The following is an 18747-nucleotide window of genomic DNA, read 5'->3' on the forward strand; positions in this document are numbered from 1 at the left end:
GCGAAACCCGCTAAGATAAACGATACTACTGAGCCCATTTGCTTCCAGACTAAGTGAGGCGTAGGACGGCAATTAAACTACTGCTTTTGAACCAAGTCGTTTAATATTAATTATTGAAGTGATTTTGATACTTTCAACCTTTAGTTATTTACCATTCGCGGTGGTAGAAAGTAGGGGAGCAGCATGAAAAAAGTTTCAAAGCTAGTCATACTAGTGATTGCCACATTTACATTGGCGTTTAATGTGCAACAGTTACCAAGCAACACCAAAACTGCGCAAGCCACGACCTATGTTTATGTGACTAGAACAGGGAAGCATTACTTTTATAAACGGCACGATCGGGGTCTAAATCGAGCTAAAAAAGTTTATAAAGTAAGTTTAACAACAGCTAAACGACGGGGATTAACTTTGTCAGCCACTGAAAAAGCACCAAAGAAAAAAGTGGTTCACAAGAAGAAAGTCGTGCATAAAAAGAAAAAGGTTGTTAAGAAAAAGAAAGTCGTCCACAAGAAAAAAGTTGTCCATAAGGTTGTTAAAAAAGTTTCGGCAAAAAAGGCCAAGGCAGCAACGACTTCTAAACTGAGCACACTTAAGTACCACGGGACGCAAACAGTGATCATCAATAAGGATCGCCCTAATTTTTCCAAGGCAACTTTGTCCACCAAAAAAGGTGCATGGCAAAAATATAGTAATTTGGATAGCGAGAATCGGGCAACTGATGCGAATGCTATGCTGAATAAACGATTGATGCCTAAAAAAGCCCGTGCGTCACTTTACGTAGACCCAACTGGGTGGCACAACAAGAAGTTGAAGTCTGGTTGGCTCTATAACCGGTGTCATTTGATTGGGTATCAGTTGACAGGACAAAACAATAATTGGAAGAATTTAATTACTGGAACCCGTTCACTAAACGATCCGCAAATGACGAAGTATGAAAATGAAACAGCTAAGTATTTACGGCAAAGTTCTCACCATTATGTGCGTTATGAAGTCAAACCAGTTTATTCGGGTCGCGACTTGCTAGCTAATGGAGTAGAAATGCGGGCACAATCGATTGGCTCAAATCGTATTAGATACAATGTTTATATTTTCAATGTTCAAAAAGGGGTAAAACTCAATTACGTTAATGGTACAAGTAAAGTTAGTTAAATAGAACAAGTTGAAAATCGGTTAAATATGTCGGGCTTGCGTGCCTGATAACTTAATCGATTTTTTGGTATCCTTGGGTGAGAATAATGACGTGAAGAAGGTTATAATTGGTTTCAAAGAGAATTTTATAACTGAATGGTGTGTGAGCAATACTGAATTCCCAGAGAAAGTAAAGGATGTTAACTATGGAGAAATATGCAAATGTCGCAGAGTACATGGCAGGATTACCAGAAATGCAACAAAATGTGGCGCAAATTATGCGTGACTTATTGGCAGATGCGGCTCCCGATGCAAAAGAGGTGCTATCGTATAATATGCCGGCTATTAAGCAAAATGGGAAAGTTTTGGTGTATTTTGCGGCAACGCAAAAACATCTTGGTTTTTATCCAACGCCCGCTCCGATTGTGGCCTTTGAAGCACAATTAAAGGACTTTCAGACTTCTAAAGGAACCATCCAGATTCCTTATGACCAGCCATTACCAGTAAAACTGATTCGCGAGATTGTGGCATTTCGGGTGAAGGAAGTTAGTGGAGAATAAGAGATTAGGGCAAATTATATAATATGTGATTTGTCCTTTTTTGCGCCTTCAAAAGAAATTAAATTTCAATTATATTGATTAAATTAATAAAAATGTTGAAATAATAATTCACAAGAGGTATACTCAATTCGTAAAATGAAAACGTTAACAAATATGGGAGGTGATAGTACTATGTTAGGTTTTTCAATTTATCTTGATCAAGAAATTGACAATCAAACTAAAAACTATATAAAAGAAATGAAACGAAATGGCTTTACAGGTGTGTTTACTTCAGTACATATTCCAGAGGAGGATGCCTCTAAGTATGTCGATCGATTGAAGTTACTTGGAGGTTATTGTGCAGAGCAAAAATTGAAATTAACGGTTGATCTTGATTTGAAAGGTTTAAAAAACTTAGGAGTTTCAGTTAGTTCGGCTAGAAGCTTAACTCACATTGGTATTTCAGCGTTGAGATTGGACGATGGATTTAGCAATTCAAAAATTGCTGAACTGAGTCATCAATTAAACATTGCCTTGAATGCCAGCACAATAAGTGAAAGCGACGTTAATAATTTACATGCAGATCAAGCTGATTTTGACCATATGGAAGCTTGGCATAATTATTATCCTCGTCCAGAAACAGGATTGGACACGGATTGGTTTGCAACTAAGAACCAATGGCTAAAAAAACACCACTTTACAGTAATGGCTTTTGTTCCAGGAGATTCAAAGTTGCGTGGCCCAATTTATAAAGGTTTACCGACTTTAGAAGCTCATCGAAATTTGAATCCCTTAGTTGCAGCCGATGAACTGAAAAATAAGTTGGGGGTTGATAAAGTTTTCATCGGTGATCCCCAAATTTCCAAACAACTTATGCAAAAGTTTGCCGACTATGAATTACACAATAAAGTGCAGTTGCAGGTCAAATCAGACTATACGACGCTATTTAAAAGAGTTTGGCACAATCGTCCTGAGGTCTCCCGAGATGTTGTCCGTTTGGTAGAATCACGAAAGCAAAATCAAATCACTAAACTGTCAATTAAATCTGACGATACTCTAAAAAGAAATGTGGGTGCAATTACACTTGATAATCAAGGCTATGGGCGCTATCAAGGCGAAATACAAATTTGTAAAACGACATTACAAAGTAATCCGAAAGTGAACGTGATTGGTCATGTGATAGCTAATGATTTGTCCATGCTTGTTTTAATAAAAGAGAACACTGGAATTGAATTTAAACCAGATGAAGGAGATAAATAATGATTGATTTAAGTAAACTAACAACTGAAACAAGAAATGCAAAAACCATGAATCTTGATGAAATGTCTACTGAAAAAGTTCTGGAATTAATGAATACTGAGGATCAGACAGTTCCTGTTAGTATTAAAAAAGCATTGCCAGAAATTACGGTGGCTGTGAAGCAGATTGTCAAAAGCTTTAAAAGTGGCGGTAGGCTCATTTATATGGGAGCAGGTACAAGCGGCAGACTTGGCGTTTTAGATGCAGCTGAATGTGTACCAACTTTTGGAACAGATCCCAAAATGGTTCAAGGATTAATAGCAGGTGGACAACAAGCTATGACTTTGGCTGTAGAAGGTGCTGAAGATTCTAAAGAACTAGGAGAAGAAGATTTAAAAGACAGAAACCTTACTGAAAATGATACGGTAGTTGGAATTGCAGCCAGCGGACGAACACCTTATGCTATTGGCGGTTTGGACTATGCCACCAAAGTTGGTGCAAAAACAATTAGTTTAGCTTGCAATGATCATGCGGAAATTAGCAAACATGCTAAAGTTGCAATTGAAATTTCTGTTGGTCCTGAAGTCTTAACTGGATCAACTCGCTTGAAGTCAGGTACCGCTCAAAAAATGGTTCTAAACATGTTATCCACCGTTTCAATGGTTGGGATTGGCAAGGTCTACAAGAATCTTATGGTCGATGTAAAACCAACAAACGATAAATTGGTAGAGCGTTCCAAACGAATTATTATGCAGGCTACAGAGTGTGATTATTCAAAAGCAGAAAAAGCATTTAATTCTGCTGATCAAAATGTAAAGTTAGCAATTGTTATGATTTTAACTGATTTAAATAAAAATGAAGCTAAGGAACGTTTGAAAGATGCACATGGCTTTGTTCGTAAAACAATTAAGGGAGGTACAAACTAATGGCTGATGAAAAAATTAAACGACTTGCACGTGAAATTTATCAAAATGTGGGTGGTCCTAGTAACGTTGAAAAGCTAATTCACTGTATGACTAGAGTGCGAATGACAATTATCGATATGGATAAGGTCAATATGGAAGGATTGAAAAATATTGATGGTGTTTTAGGCGTTGTTGATGATGAAACACTTCAGGTTGTCATTGGACCAGGAACGGTAAACAAAGTTGCCCAAGAAATGGTTGACGAAGTTGGTGTAAAACTGGGCGAGCCATTTCCAGATGATGTCGGCGGTAATAGTCATTTAACTGATAAAGAAATGGTCGAAGCAAAAGCTGCCAGAGTTAAAGCAGAGCAAAAAGCAAAGCAGAAGCAAACGCCAATTAAGAGAATCTTGAAATCAATTTCGAATATTTTTATTCCATTGATTCCAGCCTTTGTTGGTGCTGGTTTAATTGGTGGTGTTGCAGCGGTCCTTTCTAACATGGTTCTCGCGGGCGATATTGGTAAGAGTTGGAATGACTTTATCATGGTTATGAAAGTTATTCAAAATGGTGTATTTTCCTATCTAGCAATCTATGTTGGTATTAATAGTGCTAATGAGTTTGGAGCGACTCCTGGACTAGGTGGTGTTATCGGTGCTGTGACGTTATTAACCGGTGTACTTCCAACCGCTCCATTGCACAATATATTTAATGGACAGGCCTTAGCAGCAGGGCAAGGCGGTATTATTGGTGTAATTTTTGCTGTTTGGATCCTTTCCTTAGTTGAGAAGAAATTACATCAGTGGATTCCGGATTCAATTGATATTATTGTGACACCAACGATTTCATTGTTTGTAGTTGGAATATTTACAATTTTCTTAGTTATGCCAGTTGCTGGTGTTGTTTCCACATCATTGGTTGGTGGTATTGAGTGGGTATTAAATGTTGGTGGTGCATTCTCAGGATTTGTTTTGGGTGCCTTATTCTTACCAATGGTAATGTTTGGACTGCACCAAATTTTAACCCCTATTCATATTGAAATGATTAACAAAACTGGTATGACACCATTACTACCTATCCTGGCAATGGCTGGTGCTGGCCAAGTTGGTGCTGCAATTGCACTGTGGATTCGTTGTCATCGAAACCACAAACTTACAAACATGATTAAAGGTGCATTACCAGTTGGAATTCTTGGAATTGGGGAGCCTTTGATTTATGGAGTGACACTACCACTTGGTAAACCATTTATCACCGCCTGTATTGGAGGTGGTATTGGAGGCGCAGTTATTGGCGGATTGGGACATATTGGTGCAATTGCCATCGGACCTTCCGGCGTAGCTTTAATTCCTTTAATTAATAATGGTCACTGGATGGGTTATGTCTTTGGTTTACTTGCTGCTTATGCTGGTGGCTTTGTTGCAACCTATTTCTTTGGAATTCCAAAGGATGCTGTTGATCCTGAACTTGCCACTGCTGATGCTGTTGTACCTGTGACTAATTCTGATTCAAATGTCAAAAATGAAGAAGTTAAAGAATCAGTTTCATATACTAAAGATACTGTAACAGCTCCTGTTAAAGGCCAACAAATTTCCGTTAGTGAAGTTAGCGACCCAATTATGGCTAAAGAAACTATGGGAAAAAGCGTCGCAATTAAGCCTAAAGATGATTCACTGGTTTATTCGCCCGTGAATGGGAAAGTAATGTTTGTAGCCGATACAGGGCATGCAATTGGATATACAAGTGATGCTGGGGAAGAAGTACTAGTTCACATGGGCATTGATACGGTTAATCTGAAGGGGAAATACTTTGACTTAAGCGTTAAACCAGGTGATGTTGTGACCCAAAATCAAGTGGTTGGAAAAGTAGACTGGACAGAAGTTGCTAAAGCTGGGTATGATACAGTTACGTTGGCAATCATTACAAACAGTCAGGATTTTACGGTTGATAAGGTGCCTGATAACACAGACGTTCAAAGCGATACGGTGGTAATGAATACAACTCCGGCCAGCTAGTAAGGTAGGAAAAGTATATGAAAAGTATTCTATTTTCTATTCATAGTCAAATCACTTCATTTTCAAAATCTGAACGAAAAGTTGCACAATATATTTTAGATCATCCACAACAAGTTATTGGAATGAATGCCGACACGTTAGCTAATAGAGCAGGTGTTAGTGCGGCCACAGTGGTTCGCTTGGCCAAAATTTTAAGTACTGACGGTTTCCCTGGTGTAAAAATTCAACTTTCTGCAGAAACTAAAATGGACGACAGTTTGTATACAGAGGTTGATCCCAAAGATCCACTGAATGTAGTTAAACAAAAAATGGAGTTTAGAATTGGACATACAATTGAACAGACCAATCTAACTTTGAAAGATAAAGCAGTTTCCCAAGCAGCTCAGCTAATTAGTGAAGCTGATGATGTTTATGCATATGGATTAGGTGCCTCAGGTATTGTCGCGGCTGACTTTCAACAAAAGTTTATTCGTATTGGTAAACCGGTAGTTCAGACGATGGACACGCACCTAATTGCAACAGGAATTGTAAAATCTGGAACTGTTTTGGTGTTGGTTTCAAACACAGGAGAAACTTTGGAAAGCCAAAAGCTGGCAGATGTGGCGCATGAACATGACGTACCAGTAATTACAGTTACGCACGACGAAAAAAGCACTTTGGCAAAAAAGAGTGACATTGTCTTGGTTCACGATGATAGTGAAGAAAATGAAAAATTTCGAACAGCCGCCACAACCTCCCTAATAGCGCAACTATATGTGATGGATCTACTTTACTATTTCTACATCTCTATGAATTTTGATGAAAACGTAGGTAAGCTGAAGGAATCACGAGATGTCATTCAAAAACATTTTAAGTAATTGGAATAGGACTGGGTTTTTAAGATTGAATTCTTAGAAACTTAGTTCTTTTGTTTTTCGCCTCCTTTAATGATTTGAAGGAGATGTTAGAGCTACTAGGTATTTTTTGTGAAATTTTGCAATTCTTTTTACAAACTGCTATAACAAATGTGTAAAAACGATTATATAGCTATTAGGAGGCTTTTTAGAATGAGAGTTAAAGCAGCTGTTGTTAGTGAAAAAGGTGCTGATTTTGAAGTTAAAGATGATGTGGAACTGGCAGAGATGCAACCAGACGATATACAGGTTAAAGTGGTGGCGACGGGAATTTGTCATTCCGATGAGGCACTTCGAAAGGGAGATGCGGAAATTGGTTATCCGATCATTTTGGGTCATGAAGGTTCAGGAATCGTTGAAAAAGTAGGCTCACATGTGCAAAATTTTGTGCCGGGCGATCACGTTGTTCTTTCGTTTTATGCTTGCGGAAATTGCGAAAACTGTTTGAAGGGTGTTCCAACGCAATGTTTACACTATGCAGAAAATAATCTTTCTGGTGTACGTCCTGATGGTAGCGCTCATTTTACTGAGAATGGCCATAAAGTTTGTGACATGTTTGATCAATCATCTTTTGCCACACATACTATTGTGCGAGAGCGTAATGCAGTTAAAGTATCTAAGAATCTTGATTTGCGAAAATTGGGTCCATTAGGCTGTGGCTACGTGACGGGAAGTGGGACTGTCCTGAATACTTTGAAGCCACATCCAGGACAAACTATTGCTGTCTTTGGTACCGGTGCTGTTGGACTAGCTGCGATGATGGCGGGAAAAATCTCTGGTTGTACCCGTGTAATTGCGGTAGATATTAATGACGGGCGTTTGAAATTAGCTAAAGAACTAGGTGCCACCCAAGTGATTAATAGCAAAAATGAAAATGCTGTTGAAGCAATTAAAAAGTTTACAAATGGACATGGTGTTAACTTTGCAGTAGATACAACTGGTGTTGCAGGTGTGATGGAAACCTCTATTAAAGCTCTGGCTCAAGGAGGTGTATCTGCATGTATTGCTGTGACACCTCATCACATTGATGTGGATACTTGGAATGATTTGTGTGTCGATGATAAGGCAGTTATCGGCGTCAATATGGGTGACTCCATTCCGCAAATTGATGTACCTCGTTTGATTGAATTTTACCGTCAAGGAATGTTTGACTTTGACAAAACAGAGAAATTCTACAAATTCAGTGAAATTAATCAAGCAAATGCAGATTCCATAAGTGGTAAGACAATCAAACCAATTTTGGTCATTGATGAAGATTATAAGTTTGAAGGCTAGGGTTTACAATAAAAATTCAGATGATTTTTGAGAAAATGTTGCTTTTTATTCATTAGCCAAAACTAAACAAACAGTAAAACTTATTTAGTTTAATTAAAAAGTAGTTCTGAATCCGGTTATTTTAATATTCATTTAATATTTATTTAGTAACCTATTTTTAAGGGACGTTAGGTCCTAATTTATCTCGGGATTTCCTTAAAAACAACCAATAAAATTAAATAGCACAACTAAAAATCCCCGATAATATTATTATCAGGGATTTTTTGCAATATAAGGCACGAAAACGGGTTGCTGTAAAGGATGCTTACATGATCTGTCCATATTGATTTTTTTAAGGTAATTCCTCTTTTACTTAGAAAGGGAGTCTTTATATGAATTCAGTACATATGCATCCGACATGGAAAAAGAACTGGAGCCTGAAATTTATACTAGTGGTTATGGGATTTTTGATATTTGCTGGTTTTACCATGCAAACAACCCACGCCACTACGCTTAATTCACAAGTTCCAGATTTGTCGGAATGGCAAGGAAAACTAACAGCAACACAGGTTAAAAATTTGGCCAAAGTAGAACCATTCATTATTTTACGAGTTCAATATGGTAGTGATTATAAAGATAAGTATTTTGCCCAAAATGCCGCTTTGTGTGAGCAATATGGCTTGAAATATGGTGTTTACTCATTTAGTCAGTACATAAGTACTTCAGATGCCAAACAAGAAGCCAAAGATCTTTACACGCGGGCACCTAACGCAAGTTTTTACGTCAATGATTACGAAGAACAAACAGTGACAAGTGGTACCACTAATTCTGCCACAAAAGAGTGGTATACAGAACTTAACAGTTTAACATCCAAGCATGTGTTATTTTACTCCTACAATAGCTTTGCACAGACCTATGCGGCATCAGCTATGAAGAGCTACGACGGTTTTTGGTTAGCAGATTATACATCAATCGAACCAACTGCTATTTCGCATGTGCTTTGGCAGTTTTCCGATGACTGGTATAGTTCTCCAATCGCACAGTATGTGGATGCTAGTTTGAAATATGGGAAGGCAACTTCTTGGTTCTTGTCCACTAGCACGGCGTCCAGCAATTACGGCACAATCAGTAAATATGGTAAATACGTGTCAGAGAACAGTTCCAAATCAAGTTACACCATCTGGAAAAACCTAGCGTTTACAGCTAAAAACGGTAAAACGGTAAAAAGTGGTAAAACGTATTACGCAAAATATTCATATAAGCATAAAAACGGAAGCACTTATTTATCGCTTTATGACAAAAATGGTAAATGGGTAGGGTATGTTAATGCCAACGCCATGACAGTGATGACAGCGCACAGTTACAAACATACGGCCACAATTCACAAATCAACTTACAGTGTTTGGAACAATTTCTTATGGGCCAAGGTTAAACACTACACTAAAAATTATATGAATAAGAGTTATACAATTAAATACCAGTATATTCGTGGTAACGGTCAGGCATACTACTCACTTTATAAAGGAAACACGTGGTTTGGTTATGTCAATGCCAAGGCAACCTGGCGGGCAATTGGTACTAAAAAAACGGTCAAAATTGCTTTGAAAAATCAAACTATTTGGAAGAATCTATCCTTCACTAAAAAATTAGGCAGTACCAATAATTATTACGGAAAAATCTATACGGTGAAATATTATTACAATCATCCGAATGGCCACACTTATTACTCGTTGTATAGTGGAAATACTTGGGTCGGATATGTAAATAAAAATGTCGTCACAATTAATTAAAGGAGGTTAATCATATGAAAAAACAAAAAAGAATCGTGGTAATGGGATGCAGTTTTGTCGTCGGTTTAGCCTTGCTTGGAATTGGCGGGACGACCATGACAAACAATAATGTTACTGTTCATGCAGTGACGACGCCTGCCGACAAGGGCTTAGCTGCTCCAGAAAAAGTTGACGGGACACAAACTGAAGTCCAAACAGTCACTGGAAACAGTACTAGTGGCAAAGTAACGTATTCAAACGGTGCTAATAGCGCAACAACGGCAACCTATAAACAGCAAAAATATGGGACTACTAGCCAAGCTAAGACAGGTTTTGAAAACACGCAAAATCTAACGAATGCGGATGGGACTAAAGTTACGTTATCAGATGGTACCAAGGCAACCAGCCAAGGGGTCATGGGCCACGTTTATGTGCAATGGCAAAAAAATGGCTGGACTGTAACCACAGTGGCCGATACAGAAGATTTAACGACTTCTTCGGTTAATCAAACTAACAAAACTGTGACAGCCGTCGCGAATAAAGTGAAAAAATCTTTAAAGAGTAACAAGGTTATTACTCAAAACGTCACTCGGGGTAACGTGGTTGTTTATGATGGTGCTCAGCAGAAACCAGTTAATAATATTAGCTGGCAACAAAAGAATAAGGTTGTTCAAGTCAGTGGAAACAGTGCTGAAACAACTGCTAAGATTGCTAAGGAAGCTATAAAATAATTTTTGAATAGTAAACGAAAGGCTCTCAAATTAATTTTGAGGGCCTTTTGCAATCAAAGTTTTTGAAAAAATATCACCAGCAATTTAATACCATACACAATGATAATAATGCCGCAAATTCGATTTAATAGTACTAAAAAGCGCGGCTGAAAACGATCCTTTAAAGCCGAAGTAATGGTGGTTAAACTTAAAAACCAGATAACGGAAGCCATTGCGACGCCTAAAATGAAATAGTTTTGCACATTAGACGCCAACGAAACCCGGAAGGCACCAAGTAACATGGTGCCATCTAATATGGCCTGTGGATTTAGCCAAGCCACACTAAAGGCAGAAACAACTACACTTTTGTAGCTAAACTGGCCGCTATGATTATTATGACTGGCACTTTGACTGTGTGATAGCAACAACGTAATACCAATGTACATTACAATAACACTCCCAATTGCAAGTACGACTAGCTCAAGCCATGAGTACAGTTCAAGCAGTTTACCAATGCCATAAAAACATGACACCGCAAGTGAAATATCAAAGAAAGTTACAATTAACGCCACCCTTAGCGCTCTGCGACGGGGCTGGGCTAAAGCGGTGTTGATCATATATAAATTTTGTAACCCAATTGGTGCGATATACGCGACACCAAATAATAACCCTTGAAGCCATGTATTTAACATTCGAGTTGTCCTTAATTTCTTAATTTTGACTAGCAGTTAAATTTTACCATGCTCAAATCGCTTTGGTTTGGAAAACTTGCCTCAAAAACTGATATAATAGGAATTCGCCGCGTCAATTGATTAGTAAGTTATCTTGTTCCGGCATTAAAAATCGTTTATAATGATGTGGAACACTTTTTGTTTCACAATGGAGGATTATATGAACCCAGAAGCAATTAAACAAGCCCTCGCTGCCCAAGGCATTAATTTATCTGATAAACAGATGCAGCAATTTAATACATATTATAAATATTTAGTCATGATTAATGAACATGTCAACTTAACGGCAATTACCGATGAGGAAGATGTTTATTTGAAGCATTTCTATGACTCTTTGCTACCTGGAATTCAAAATCCAGCGGTGTTTCAGCAACCAATCACTTTGTGTGATGTGGGTGCTGGCGCTGGATTTCCATCAATCCCTTTGAAAATTGTTTTTCCGCAGTTAAAGGTGACAATTGTGGATTCGTTAAACAAGCGGATCACTTTCCTTCACAACTTGATTCAAAAACTGGAGTTAAGTGACGTCACCTTGTGTCACGATCGAGCTGAAACCTTTGCCGCTCCCAAACTAGCTTATCGTGAATCCTTTGATTTAGTCACGGCCCGGGCGGTTGCTCGCTTATCTGTTTTGACGGAATTGTGTTTGCCACTGGTTAAGATTGGCGGTCAAATGCTGGCATTAAAGGCAAGTCATACAGAAGATGAAGTGGAAGATGCTGACAAAGCAATTCAAATTCTGGGTGGTAAATTAATTAAAGACGAACAACTAAGTTTGCCAGTTTCCGGTGATGAACGCCATTTGGTTTGGATTGAAAAAGTGACAAAAACGCCAAAAAAATATCCCCGAAAACCGGGAACACCTAACCGAGAACCAATTGTGAGTACGAAAAAAGGAAGTCGTAAAGAATGACAAGCAAAGCTAAAACTTCAATGGGTGCTGAAAAACTTTTGCGTGATGAAGATTCCAAACAAGTTGTTGAAATCAATTTAAGTCACATTCATCCCAATCTGTATCAGCCACGTCATAATTTTGATGCCAAAGCGTTGCGTGAACTTGCCAATTCTATTCAAGAATCTGGTGTGTTTCAGCCAATTATCGTACGTAAACAAGAGGCTGCCAAGAATTACTATGAATTAATAGCAGGTGAACGACGTTTTCGAGCTGCTAAAATGGCTGGATTGCACACTATTCCTGCTTTGATCAGCCAATTAAGCGATGCAGAGACAATGGAAGCGGCCGTAATTGAAAACCTCCAGCGTGAAGATTTGACACCGCTTGAAGAAGCTCAAGCCTATGATTCTTTAATGGCAAAATTGAATTTTACGCAAGCACAAGTTTCTGAAAAACTAGGTAAAAGTCGTCCTTACATCGCAAATTATCTGCGTCTGTTACGTTTACCACAAACAATAAAAAATATGTTGCAGGCTGGCGAACTTTCGATGGGTCAGGCACGAACCTTGCTTGCTTTGAAGAATCGGCATAAACTGATCCCACTGGCGAAACGTGTGGTCAGTGAACATTTGACCGTTCGGCAATTAGAAAACTTAGTTAACCGCTTGAACGCACAAATGCCTAAAAAAGGAAAACCAGTTTTACCCGTTCGCAAGGAATCACCCTATGTGCGGGCGATTGAAGAACAACTGCAAGAAAGATTCGGTACTAAAGCAGTTTTGGATCAGAAAGAAAAAGGCGGAAAAATCGAAATTAATTATGTTTCTAATGACGATTTAAACCGCATTTTGAATTTACTGAATATTTCATTAGATTAGGGGTAAGTGAAATGTACGACTTAAATGACATTGTAGAAATGAAAAAGCCGCACGCTTGTCAAGCTAACGAATGGAAAATCATTCGGATGGGCATGGATATCAAGATTAAATGCATGAACTGCGGTCATATCGTGATGCTGTCGCGCCGTGATTTTGAACGTAAACTGAAAAAAGTTTTAAAAAAAGCAAAAGCCTAGCTAAAAGGATCTGTAATCGTATGATAACAACGATTACAGATCCTTTTTTTGAAATTTATTTTTTCTGTTTTGAAGAACTGCGGCCAAACCAAAAGGCGATAAGTAACAATAGAAGAACTAACAGAATTGCTAAGATATACCAGATGAAGTAATTCTTTTTAACCCGGGCATGCCGATTGGCGGTTTTTGCCTGTGTTTTGGTGATGACAAAATTACGATTAAAGGTCCATTTTTGCGAACCGCTACGTGCGACTAGGTGCAGCCGGTAAGTACCAGCTTTGAGCGCAGTATGGTTGGTGGTAATCGCATAATTGAAATTTGAATTTGCCGCCATGGTTAAGTTGCTGGTATTTGTCTTAAACAGCGTCTTCCCATTTTGCGAAACTTGACTCTTGATTTTTAGTTTTTTGGTCAAAGTTGCATGAGTATTATTAAGTTTAACCTTCACAGCTGGGCTAAATGTGTCATTTTGATCGGTTCCAGTACTGATAGCTCCTAAGGTTAGTTTTGGCAGTACAGTTGTTTTGGTATCTTCGTGAATGGTAACGCCTAAGGCCATTGCAAATCGATTTTTGATGCTAAAACTCTTTTTGTTTGTGGCAGTCGACCCACTCGTTTTGGGATTGAGAAAGTAAATTGCGCCATCTAAAACACCTTTAAACGGCGTTGTCGGCATCTTAATCGGAAAAGTAACGACCTTTTGACTCTTGGCTGGCACGGCGATTTTTTGTTGCCCACCCATCAGTGTTTGTAACTGATAAGGAGCCGTACTCTTGCTGCCTAATTTTTGAAGGTCGTAAGCAACCGAACCGCTATCTGTGGTGTATCCCGTGTTGGGAGATGCAATCAAGTTAAGCGTTTTGGTGGTTGTGTTGGTTATCTTAACTTTGACTTGAGCAGTTTGATTAGGCTTAAGTTTTAGATCAAAGTAAGAGACCGACGAATCATTTTGTTGCTTGCTGGCAATGGGAGTGATCGTAAATCCGGCACCGGCAGCATGAACGGAATGAGGCGCGGCAAGTGATATAAGGCCAAGGATCCCAATTGCCAAAATAGTTTTTATAAGTTTTCGAAACATCATTTTCTCCTTTGCAAATAAAAAAGAGTAAGTGACGTTAACTTATGAAAGTTATCGGTCGTGATTACTCTTCAACTGAATTATATAAATAGGTGAACGATTATTTGGCAGAAGCAGCCGTGTTGGTCATGGTCCAAGTGATATCAGAAGTGTAAGTTCCACCATCTACAGCAGAATTAGCTTCTGTGACTAATTTCGTATCAGTACTTACAGTTGCGGATGCGGCACCGGTTCCGTTTGTTGCAGCATCAACATTGTTCCAAACCTCGCTAGCAGCACCGTTAATTGTGCCAGCGGCCTTTGTGTCAGTAGCTAAATTAATTGATCCAGCAACTTTACTGTTACCACTAGTGAAATCGGATAAACTAGCTTCTAAAGTCCATTCGGGATTTGAAGTGCCTCGATAATCAGAAACAGTAAGCTTATTATTGCTACCGCTTTGATAATTCAAGGTAGTTCCTGTAGTCATATCCTTCACACTAGTTGAACCGAAGTTGAAATCTGGAACACTATCGATACTCAAACTACCAGCGCTATAAATTCTCCCACAGAACTTGTGCCAGTACTATCAGCTTGAACTGAAGTGGTACTTAAACCTAATGCAAAACTAATTCCTAATACACTTAATACAGTAATTAATTGATTCTTTTTCATAATATTGTGAACTCCCTATTCTCGGCCTGATTAGCCGTCCGTTTTTGAGTGGCTAATTACACATTATACGGGGTCTAAATGGCAAATACAATGAAAATTACTAATTTTTTGTAAGTGTTTTCATTTTTCTAGGAAGCTAAGTCATATTTCAACGTCCAATAGAGGGGAATTCCGTACTCCTTTCCAGATTGAACAGCACCACTGGCCAAAAGCTTTGAGACATTAAGCTTTAATTGAAAGTTGGTGGAAGACGTTGCTAATAATGCGTTATCCGCCAACTGCTGCAATAGTGGTTGGTTAATATCGAAAGCATTGCCATTGGCAGTGTAGCTTACCAGTTTAGGTTGATCAAACAGATTCAACCCATTTACAGGAAACTTGGCGGCCAGAGCGTCGTTGTACTGCACACTAAGCGTATAGGGAACACGCCAATCATTTTGAATTGTGATATTTTGTGAGTCGCTTGATGAACTGTAGACATCGGGATCGTCTGAACTAGGTGTCAGCTGAAATGTATTTGGAATATCAGCAGTTAATTTTCCGGTTTCTGTCAAATTAATGGTGGTGTGCTGATAAGCAGATAAATCAGAATCTGCAGTGATTGCTTGACCCGAGTCGTCAGTTTTCGGTGCCACCACGATTTCAATTTGATTTTGGCGTTGCAAACTGCCACCAATCGTCGACAGAGTGGGGAGATCACTGGCACTCCCAGATTGCATTGACTCAGCAGATAGTTTCTGTTGATAACCGGATAAACTGGTTAAGTTGTTTACCTTAAAGTTACTGTTACTATTTGTGTTCACCCCACTAGCGTTCAGTTTTTTCCAGGATGTCGCGGTTTTGTCATTGTTAAGACGATAGAATAACTGATAGTTTTTATTTCTAGTGACCACAGTTCCTGTCAAGCCAACTGATTTAGTCGGATCTGTTACCGTAATTTCCTTTTTGTTGGCCGAGTCACCGGTTGATCCAGCTGTGATGGCCTTATCAGTTAAAGCATTAGTTGTGACCAAATTCAGATTTTTAATATAAGGATTTACAGAATGTAAATCAGAGAAAACATTTCCGGAGATGTTATTGACGTCAAACGTCCCGGCGATTAAACGCGAAGCTGGCATGTCATGAGCAATTGTAATATTTTTTCCTGATAGAATACTGCCATATAGTGTCCGACTTCCTGAATTTAACGACACGCTCGCATTTGGAAGCAGCATTGCCCCACATAATTGGCTGTCATCAGCGGTATTGCCAAATTTAAGGGTGTCTGTGCCGCTGGTTGTCGCGTTGGGGAAATTATTTAAAACGTGACTTGAAAATAACTGACTTTGTTGGGTACCGTTACCAGAGTTGGCAGGTTCTTCATCTGAATCTGTTCCGGCATAGGCTTTCATTTTAAAAGATCCTTGCCAGTTACTGAAGGGACTCTGCGTTGTGACATTATCCCAGTTAATAAAAATGTAAGGCGCATAGGTATACGAATCATACGATGAATCACCAGCTTGAACTGAAGTTGTTGCGGTGTTCATATTATGAATTTTAATAGTTAAATTTAAGTTCTTGTCAGTTGCGTTATCAGCATTAATCCCGACCATAATCACTGGTGGTGTTTTGTAGTTATCATCAGAACTGTAGTCATCCGGCAAAGTGACATCGATCGTTAAATTAGTGTAGTTTTGGTATTCAGGGGTGGTTTGCGTAACCTTTACGGCATTTACCTGATCGTTTGCAACAACTTTGTCTTCGTTTTTGTTATCGTCTGAATCCGGTTGTGTTAGTTGATCATAATATTGAGAAATTTTATTAAACTGAATGGCGGCCGCATCAAAGTAATTAGAGGCATCCGTGGCATCCGGATCAAGCGCTTTTCCACTCACAGAAGCAAGGGTAGAACCATTCGTGCCAGAAAAATCGGAAGTGTCGCCAACGTTTTTGTCCATATTTAAAATATCTAATAACGAAGCGTGATTAGTTTTGTCAGTGTCTGTGTAGTCTTTAGCCTCAGCACGAAGATTATTAATGACGATTGAATTCTTAGATGAAACGACGGGCGCTGCCATTGAAGCTCGTTGACGCGTGTTTGGATCTAGCATGTGACGCATATAGTTGCCATAAGTGGTGCTAGAATCAACTTTATTGGCCGTAAACAATGGTGTTCCAGAAATGGTTCCTGAAACATCACTTGTGATTTGCCCCCACTGTGTGTTGCTGGTTCGCGTATTCCAACTATCTGTGCTGGATTCAAGACTATTAGCGGCATAACGTCCCTCTAAATTTGAAGTGTTATTCGCATCGATTGTCATGGTTCCGGCAGCAAACGCGTTAAAGTACGATCCCACACCTAAAATTTCGTTGTTGGGAAATGGTTTTGAAGTTGTCGTGTCTGCTGCGTTAATTGTTGTTGGCAGGCAGAAACCAACAATTGCAACAGTGGTCAGAACGAAGAATAGTTTAATCTTTTGCATAATTTCCCCTGAATTTGGTTTAAAAAAGTATGAATTCCTATTTTTTTAACCGAGTTGCCTATAGTTTAGCACTGGGCAGATAAAATGCGAAAAAAACTTTACTCAGCAACATAAAAAATTGGAATTTGGCACCTAGTAATATTATTTTTTGGAATGACGTTAAATTTACCAATAAATCTAGGTTTTTGAATACTGCCCCTGTCCCTAGCTGCCCTTTTTTGTTACTATATTACATGTATACACTTAAATTAAAATTATTAAAGAAAGCGTGTGAAAAATGTCATTAACAGCAGGAATTGTTGGTTTACCTAACGTTGGAAAATCAACTTTGTTTAATGCAATTACTAAGGCCGGTGCGGAAATGGCGAACTATCCATTCGCAACGATCGATCCTAACGTAGGGATGGTTGAAGTTCCAGACGCAAGACTAGCCAGAATTCAAGAAATTATTCCGGCTAAAAAAATTGTGCCAACTACTTTTGAATTTACGGATATTGCCGGAATTGTTAAAGGTGCTAGCAAGGGCGAAGGCTTGGGAAACAAGTTTCTTGAAAACATTCGTCAGGTAGATGCAATTGTGCACGTTGTCCGCGCATTTGATGATGACAACATCACAACCGTTTCTGGTAAAGTCGATCCAATTGAAGATATTCAAACCATTAATTTGGAGTTGAGCATTGCTGATTTGGACGCCGTTAATAAACGTTTAGGCAAAGTGCAACGGGCGGCTAAAAGCCGTGATAAGGATGCTTTGGCAGAATTAGCAGTTCTTGAAAAAATCAAGCCAGTTTTGGAAAGCGGTAAGGCTGTTCGTTCAATTGATTTTGATGAAGATGAAATGAAAATTGTGCGTGGTTTCTTCCTATTAACTTCAAAACCTGTTTTGTATGTTGCAAACATTGCCGAAGATGATATGGCCGATCCTGAAAACTCAAAGTACTACAAAACAATTAAGGATTATGTGGCTAAAGACGATCCTGAAGCTGAAGTTTTGGGGATTTCTGCTGAAACTGAAGAAGAAATTGCTGAATTAGATGATGACGACAAAAAAGATTTCTTAGAAGCAGAAGGAATTGAAGAGCCCGGTCTAAATCGTTTGATTCGCTCTTCATACAAGCTTTTAGGGTTGGAAACATTCTTCACAGCTGGTGGTCCTGAAACCCGTGCTTGGACGTTTAAACGAGGCATGAAGGCACCCCAATGTGCTGGTATTATTCATTCTGATTTTGAACGGGGCTTTATTCGTGCCGAAACAGTTTCATATGCTGATCTTGATAAAGACGGTAGCATGCAAGCTGTTCGTGAAGCCGGAAAACTTCGCTTGGAAGGTAAGGATTATGTGGTTCAAGATGGCGATATTATTGAATTTAGATTCAATGTGTAAGCAATCGTAAACAGAGGAG

18 protein-coding genes are annotated in these 18747 nt (G+C 38.9%); 13 read left to right on the forward strand and 5 right to left on the reverse strand.

What is annotated here, in order from left to right:
* The first annotated feature begins 183 nt into the window (after positions 1-183).
* The 9 genes from DD627_RS04380 (at position 184) to DD627_RS04420 (ending at position 10470) form a co-directional block, all read left to right on the forward strand.
* Positions 184-1149, forward strand: coding sequence for a DNA/RNA non-specific endonuclease (locus DD627_RS04380; protein ID WP_068804734.1), 966 nt, complete (start codon positions 184-186; stop codon positions 1147-1149).
* 185 nt (positions 1150-1334) lie between these two features.
* Positions 1335-1688 carry an iron chaperone gene (locus DD627_RS04385; protein ID WP_057785001.1) on the forward strand — a complete coding sequence of 118 codons (354 nt, stop codon included), beginning with the start codon at positions 1335-1337 and terminating at the stop codon, positions 1686-1688.
* A gap of 171 nt (positions 1689-1859) precedes the next feature.
* Positions 1860-2927 (forward strand): DUF871 domain-containing protein, encoded by a 1068-nt coding sequence (locus DD627_RS04390; protein WP_057785000.1) that lies wholly within the window; start codon positions 1860-1862, stop codon positions 2925-2927.
* Entirely contained in the window at positions 2927-3832 is a 906-nt protein-coding gene (murQ, locus tag DD627_RS04395) for an N-acetylmuramic acid 6-phosphate etherase (RefSeq protein WP_260274885.1), read from the forward strand. The genes DD627_RS04390 and murQ overlap by 1 nt, the downstream gene beginning before the upstream one ends.
* Positions 3832-5823, forward strand: coding sequence for a glucose PTS transporter subunit IIA (locus DD627_RS04400; RefSeq protein ID WP_260267674.1), 1992 nt, complete (start codon positions 3832-3834; stop codon positions 5821-5823). The genes murQ and DD627_RS04400 overlap by 1 nt, the downstream gene beginning before the upstream one ends.
* A 17-nt stretch (positions 5824-5840) precedes the next feature.
* Positions 5841-6680, forward strand: a complete 840-nt coding sequence (locus DD627_RS04405) for a MurR/RpiR family transcriptional regulator (RefSeq protein WP_260274886.1) — start codon at positions 5841-5843, stop codon at positions 6678-6680.
* A 189-nt stretch (positions 6681-6869) separates the two neighbouring features.
* Positions 6870-7991 carry an NAD(P)-dependent alcohol dehydrogenase gene (locus DD627_RS04410; RefSeq protein ID WP_260274887.1) on the forward strand — a complete coding sequence of 374 codons (1122 nt, stop codon included), beginning with the start codon at positions 6870-6872 and terminating at the stop codon, positions 7989-7991.
* A gap of 371 nt (positions 7992-8362) precedes the next feature.
* Positions 8363-9760 (forward strand): GH25 family lysozyme, encoded by a 1398-nt coding sequence (locus tag DD627_RS04415; protein WP_260274888.1) that lies wholly within the window; start codon positions 8363-8365, stop codon positions 9758-9760.
* A 14-nt stretch (positions 9761-9774) separates the two neighbouring features.
* A complete protein-coding gene (locus DD627_RS04420; RefSeq protein WP_260274889.1) occupies positions 9775-10470 on the forward strand; it encodes a hypothetical protein in 696 nt (231 codons plus the stop codon).
* 53 nt (positions 10471-10523) lie between these two features.
* On the opposite strand, the gene DD627_RS04425 is transcribed toward DD627_RS04420, so the two are convergent.
* On the reverse strand, positions 10524-11141 hold the full coding sequence (locus DD627_RS04425; protein ID WP_260274890.1) for a LysE/ArgO family amino acid transporter: 618 nt from the start codon (positions 11139-11141) through the stop codon (positions 10524-10526).
* Between the two features lie 199 nt (positions 11142-11340).
* On the opposite strand from DD627_RS04425, the gene rsmG reads away from it, so the two are divergent.
* Genes rsmG through DD627_RS04440 form a run of 3 tightly spaced genes read left to right on the forward strand, consistent with a single transcriptional unit; the run spans position 11341 to position 13150 of the window.
* On the forward strand, positions 11341-12093 hold the full coding sequence (rsmG, locus tag DD627_RS04430) for a 16S rRNA (guanine(527)-N(7))-methyltransferase RsmG (protein WP_260274891.1): 753 nt from the start codon (positions 11341-11343) through the stop codon (positions 12091-12093).
* 20 nt (positions 12094-12113) lie between these two features.
* Positions 12114-12953 (forward strand): ParB/RepB/Spo0J family partition protein, encoded by an 840-nt coding sequence (locus tag DD627_RS04435; protein ID WP_375710196.1) that lies wholly within the window; start codon positions 12114-12116, stop codon positions 12951-12953.
* 11 nt (positions 12954-12964) lie between these two features.
* Positions 12965-13150 carry a DUF951 domain-containing protein gene (locus tag DD627_RS04440; protein WP_068804770.1) on the forward strand — a complete coding sequence of 62 codons (186 nt, stop codon included), beginning with the start codon at positions 12965-12967 and terminating at the stop codon, positions 13148-13150.
* 55 nt (positions 13151-13205) lie between these two features.
* On the opposite strand, the gene DD627_RS04445 is transcribed toward DD627_RS04440, so the two are convergent.
* From DD627_RS04445 to DD627_RS04460, 4 genes are all read right to left on the reverse strand, one after another.
* The gene (locus tag DD627_RS04445) at positions 13206-14231 is read right to left on the reverse strand and encodes a WxLIP family cell surface protein (RefSeq protein WP_260274893.1); all 1026 of its coding nucleotides are present in this window, start codon (positions 14229-14231) and stop codon (positions 13206-13208) included.
* 97 nt (positions 14232-14328) lie between these two features.
* Positions 14329-14751 carry a WxL domain-containing protein gene (locus DD627_RS04450; RefSeq protein WP_260274894.1) on the reverse strand — a complete coding sequence of 141 codons (423 nt, stop codon included), beginning with the start codon at positions 14749-14751 and terminating at the stop codon, positions 14329-14331.
* Positions 14748-14882, reverse strand: coding sequence for a hypothetical protein (locus DD627_RS04455; protein WP_260274895.1), 135 nt, complete (start codon positions 14880-14882; stop codon positions 14748-14750). The genes DD627_RS04450 and DD627_RS04455 overlap by 4 nt, the downstream gene beginning before the upstream one ends.
* Before the next feature lie 128 nt (positions 14883-15010).
* Positions 15011-17344: a hypothetical protein gene (locus tag DD627_RS04460; protein WP_260274896.1), complete on the reverse strand. Its 2334-nt coding sequence runs from the start codon at positions 17342-17344 to the stop codon at positions 15011-15013.
* A 277-nt stretch (positions 17345-17621) separates the two neighbouring features.
* On the opposite strand from DD627_RS04460, the gene ychF reads away from it, so the two are divergent.
* Entirely contained in the window at positions 17622-18728 is a 1107-nt protein-coding gene (gene ychF, locus DD627_RS04465; RefSeq protein WP_057784878.1) for a redox-regulated ATPase YchF, read from the forward strand.
* Positions 18729-18747: the final 19 nt, after the last annotated feature.

The organism is Pediococcus sp. (genome assembly GCF_003533255.1).
Taxonomy (GTDB): Bacteria; Bacillota; Bacilli; order Lactobacillales; family Lactobacillaceae; genus Pediococcus; species Pediococcus parvulus.

Coding starts and splice junctions, on each gene's coding strand:
- DD627_RS04380 (WP_068804734.1), top strand. CDS start 184: ATGAAAAAAGTTTCAAAGCTAGTCATACTAGTGATTGCCACATTTACA.
- DD627_RS04385 (WP_057785001.1), top strand. CDS start 1,335: ATGGAGAAATATGCAAATGTCGCAGAGTACATGGCAGGATTACCAGAA.
- DD627_RS04390 (WP_057785000.1), top strand. CDS start 1,860: ATGTTAGGTTTTTCAATTTATCTTGATCAAGAAATTGACAATCAAACT.
- murQ (WP_260274885.1), top strand. CDS start 2,927: ATGATTGATTTAAGTAAACTAACAACTGAAACAAGAAATGCAAAAACC.
- DD627_RS04400 (WP_260267674.1), top strand. CDS start 3,832: ATGGCTGATGAAAAAATTAAACGACTTGCACGTGAAATTTATCAAAAT.
- DD627_RS04405 (WP_260274886.1), top strand. CDS start 5,841: ATGAAAAGTATTCTATTTTCTATTCATAGTCAAATCACTTCATTTTCA.
- DD627_RS04410 (WP_260274887.1), top strand. CDS start 6,870: ATGAGAGTTAAAGCAGCTGTTGTTAGTGAAAAAGGTGCTGATTTTGAA.
- DD627_RS04415 (WP_260274888.1), top strand. CDS start 8,363: ATGAATTCAGTACATATGCATCCGACATGGAAAAAGAACTGGAGCCTG.
- DD627_RS04420 (WP_260274889.1), top strand. CDS start 9,775: ATGAAAAAACAAAAAAGAATCGTGGTAATGGGATGCAGTTTTGTCGTC.
- DD627_RS04425 (WP_260274890.1), bottom strand. CDS start 11,141: ATGTTAAATACATGGCTTCAAGGGTTATTATTTGGTGTCGCGTATATC.
- rsmG (WP_260274891.1), top strand. CDS start 11,341: ATGAACCCAGAAGCAATTAAACAAGCCCTCGCTGCCCAAGGCATTAAT.
- DD627_RS04435 (WP_375710196.1), top strand. CDS start 12,114: ATGGGTGCTGAAAAACTTTTGCGTGATGAAGATTCCAAACAAGTTGTT.
- DD627_RS04440 (WP_068804770.1), top strand. CDS start 12,965: ATGTACGACTTAAATGACATTGTAGAAATGAAAAAGCCGCACGCTTGT.
- DD627_RS04445 (WP_260274893.1), bottom strand. CDS start 14,231: ATGATGTTTCGAAAACTTATAAAAACTATTTTGGCAATTGGGATCCTT.
- DD627_RS04455 (WP_260274895.1), bottom strand. CDS start 14,882: ATGAAAAAGAATCAATTAATTACTGTATTAAGTGTATTAGGAATTAGT.
- DD627_RS04460 (WP_260274896.1), bottom strand. CDS start 17,344: ATGCAAAAGATTAAACTATTCTTCGTTCTGACCACTGTTGCAATTGTT.
- ychF (WP_057784878.1), top strand. CDS start 17,622: ATGTCATTAACAGCAGGAATTGTTGGTTTACCTAACGTTGGAAAATCA.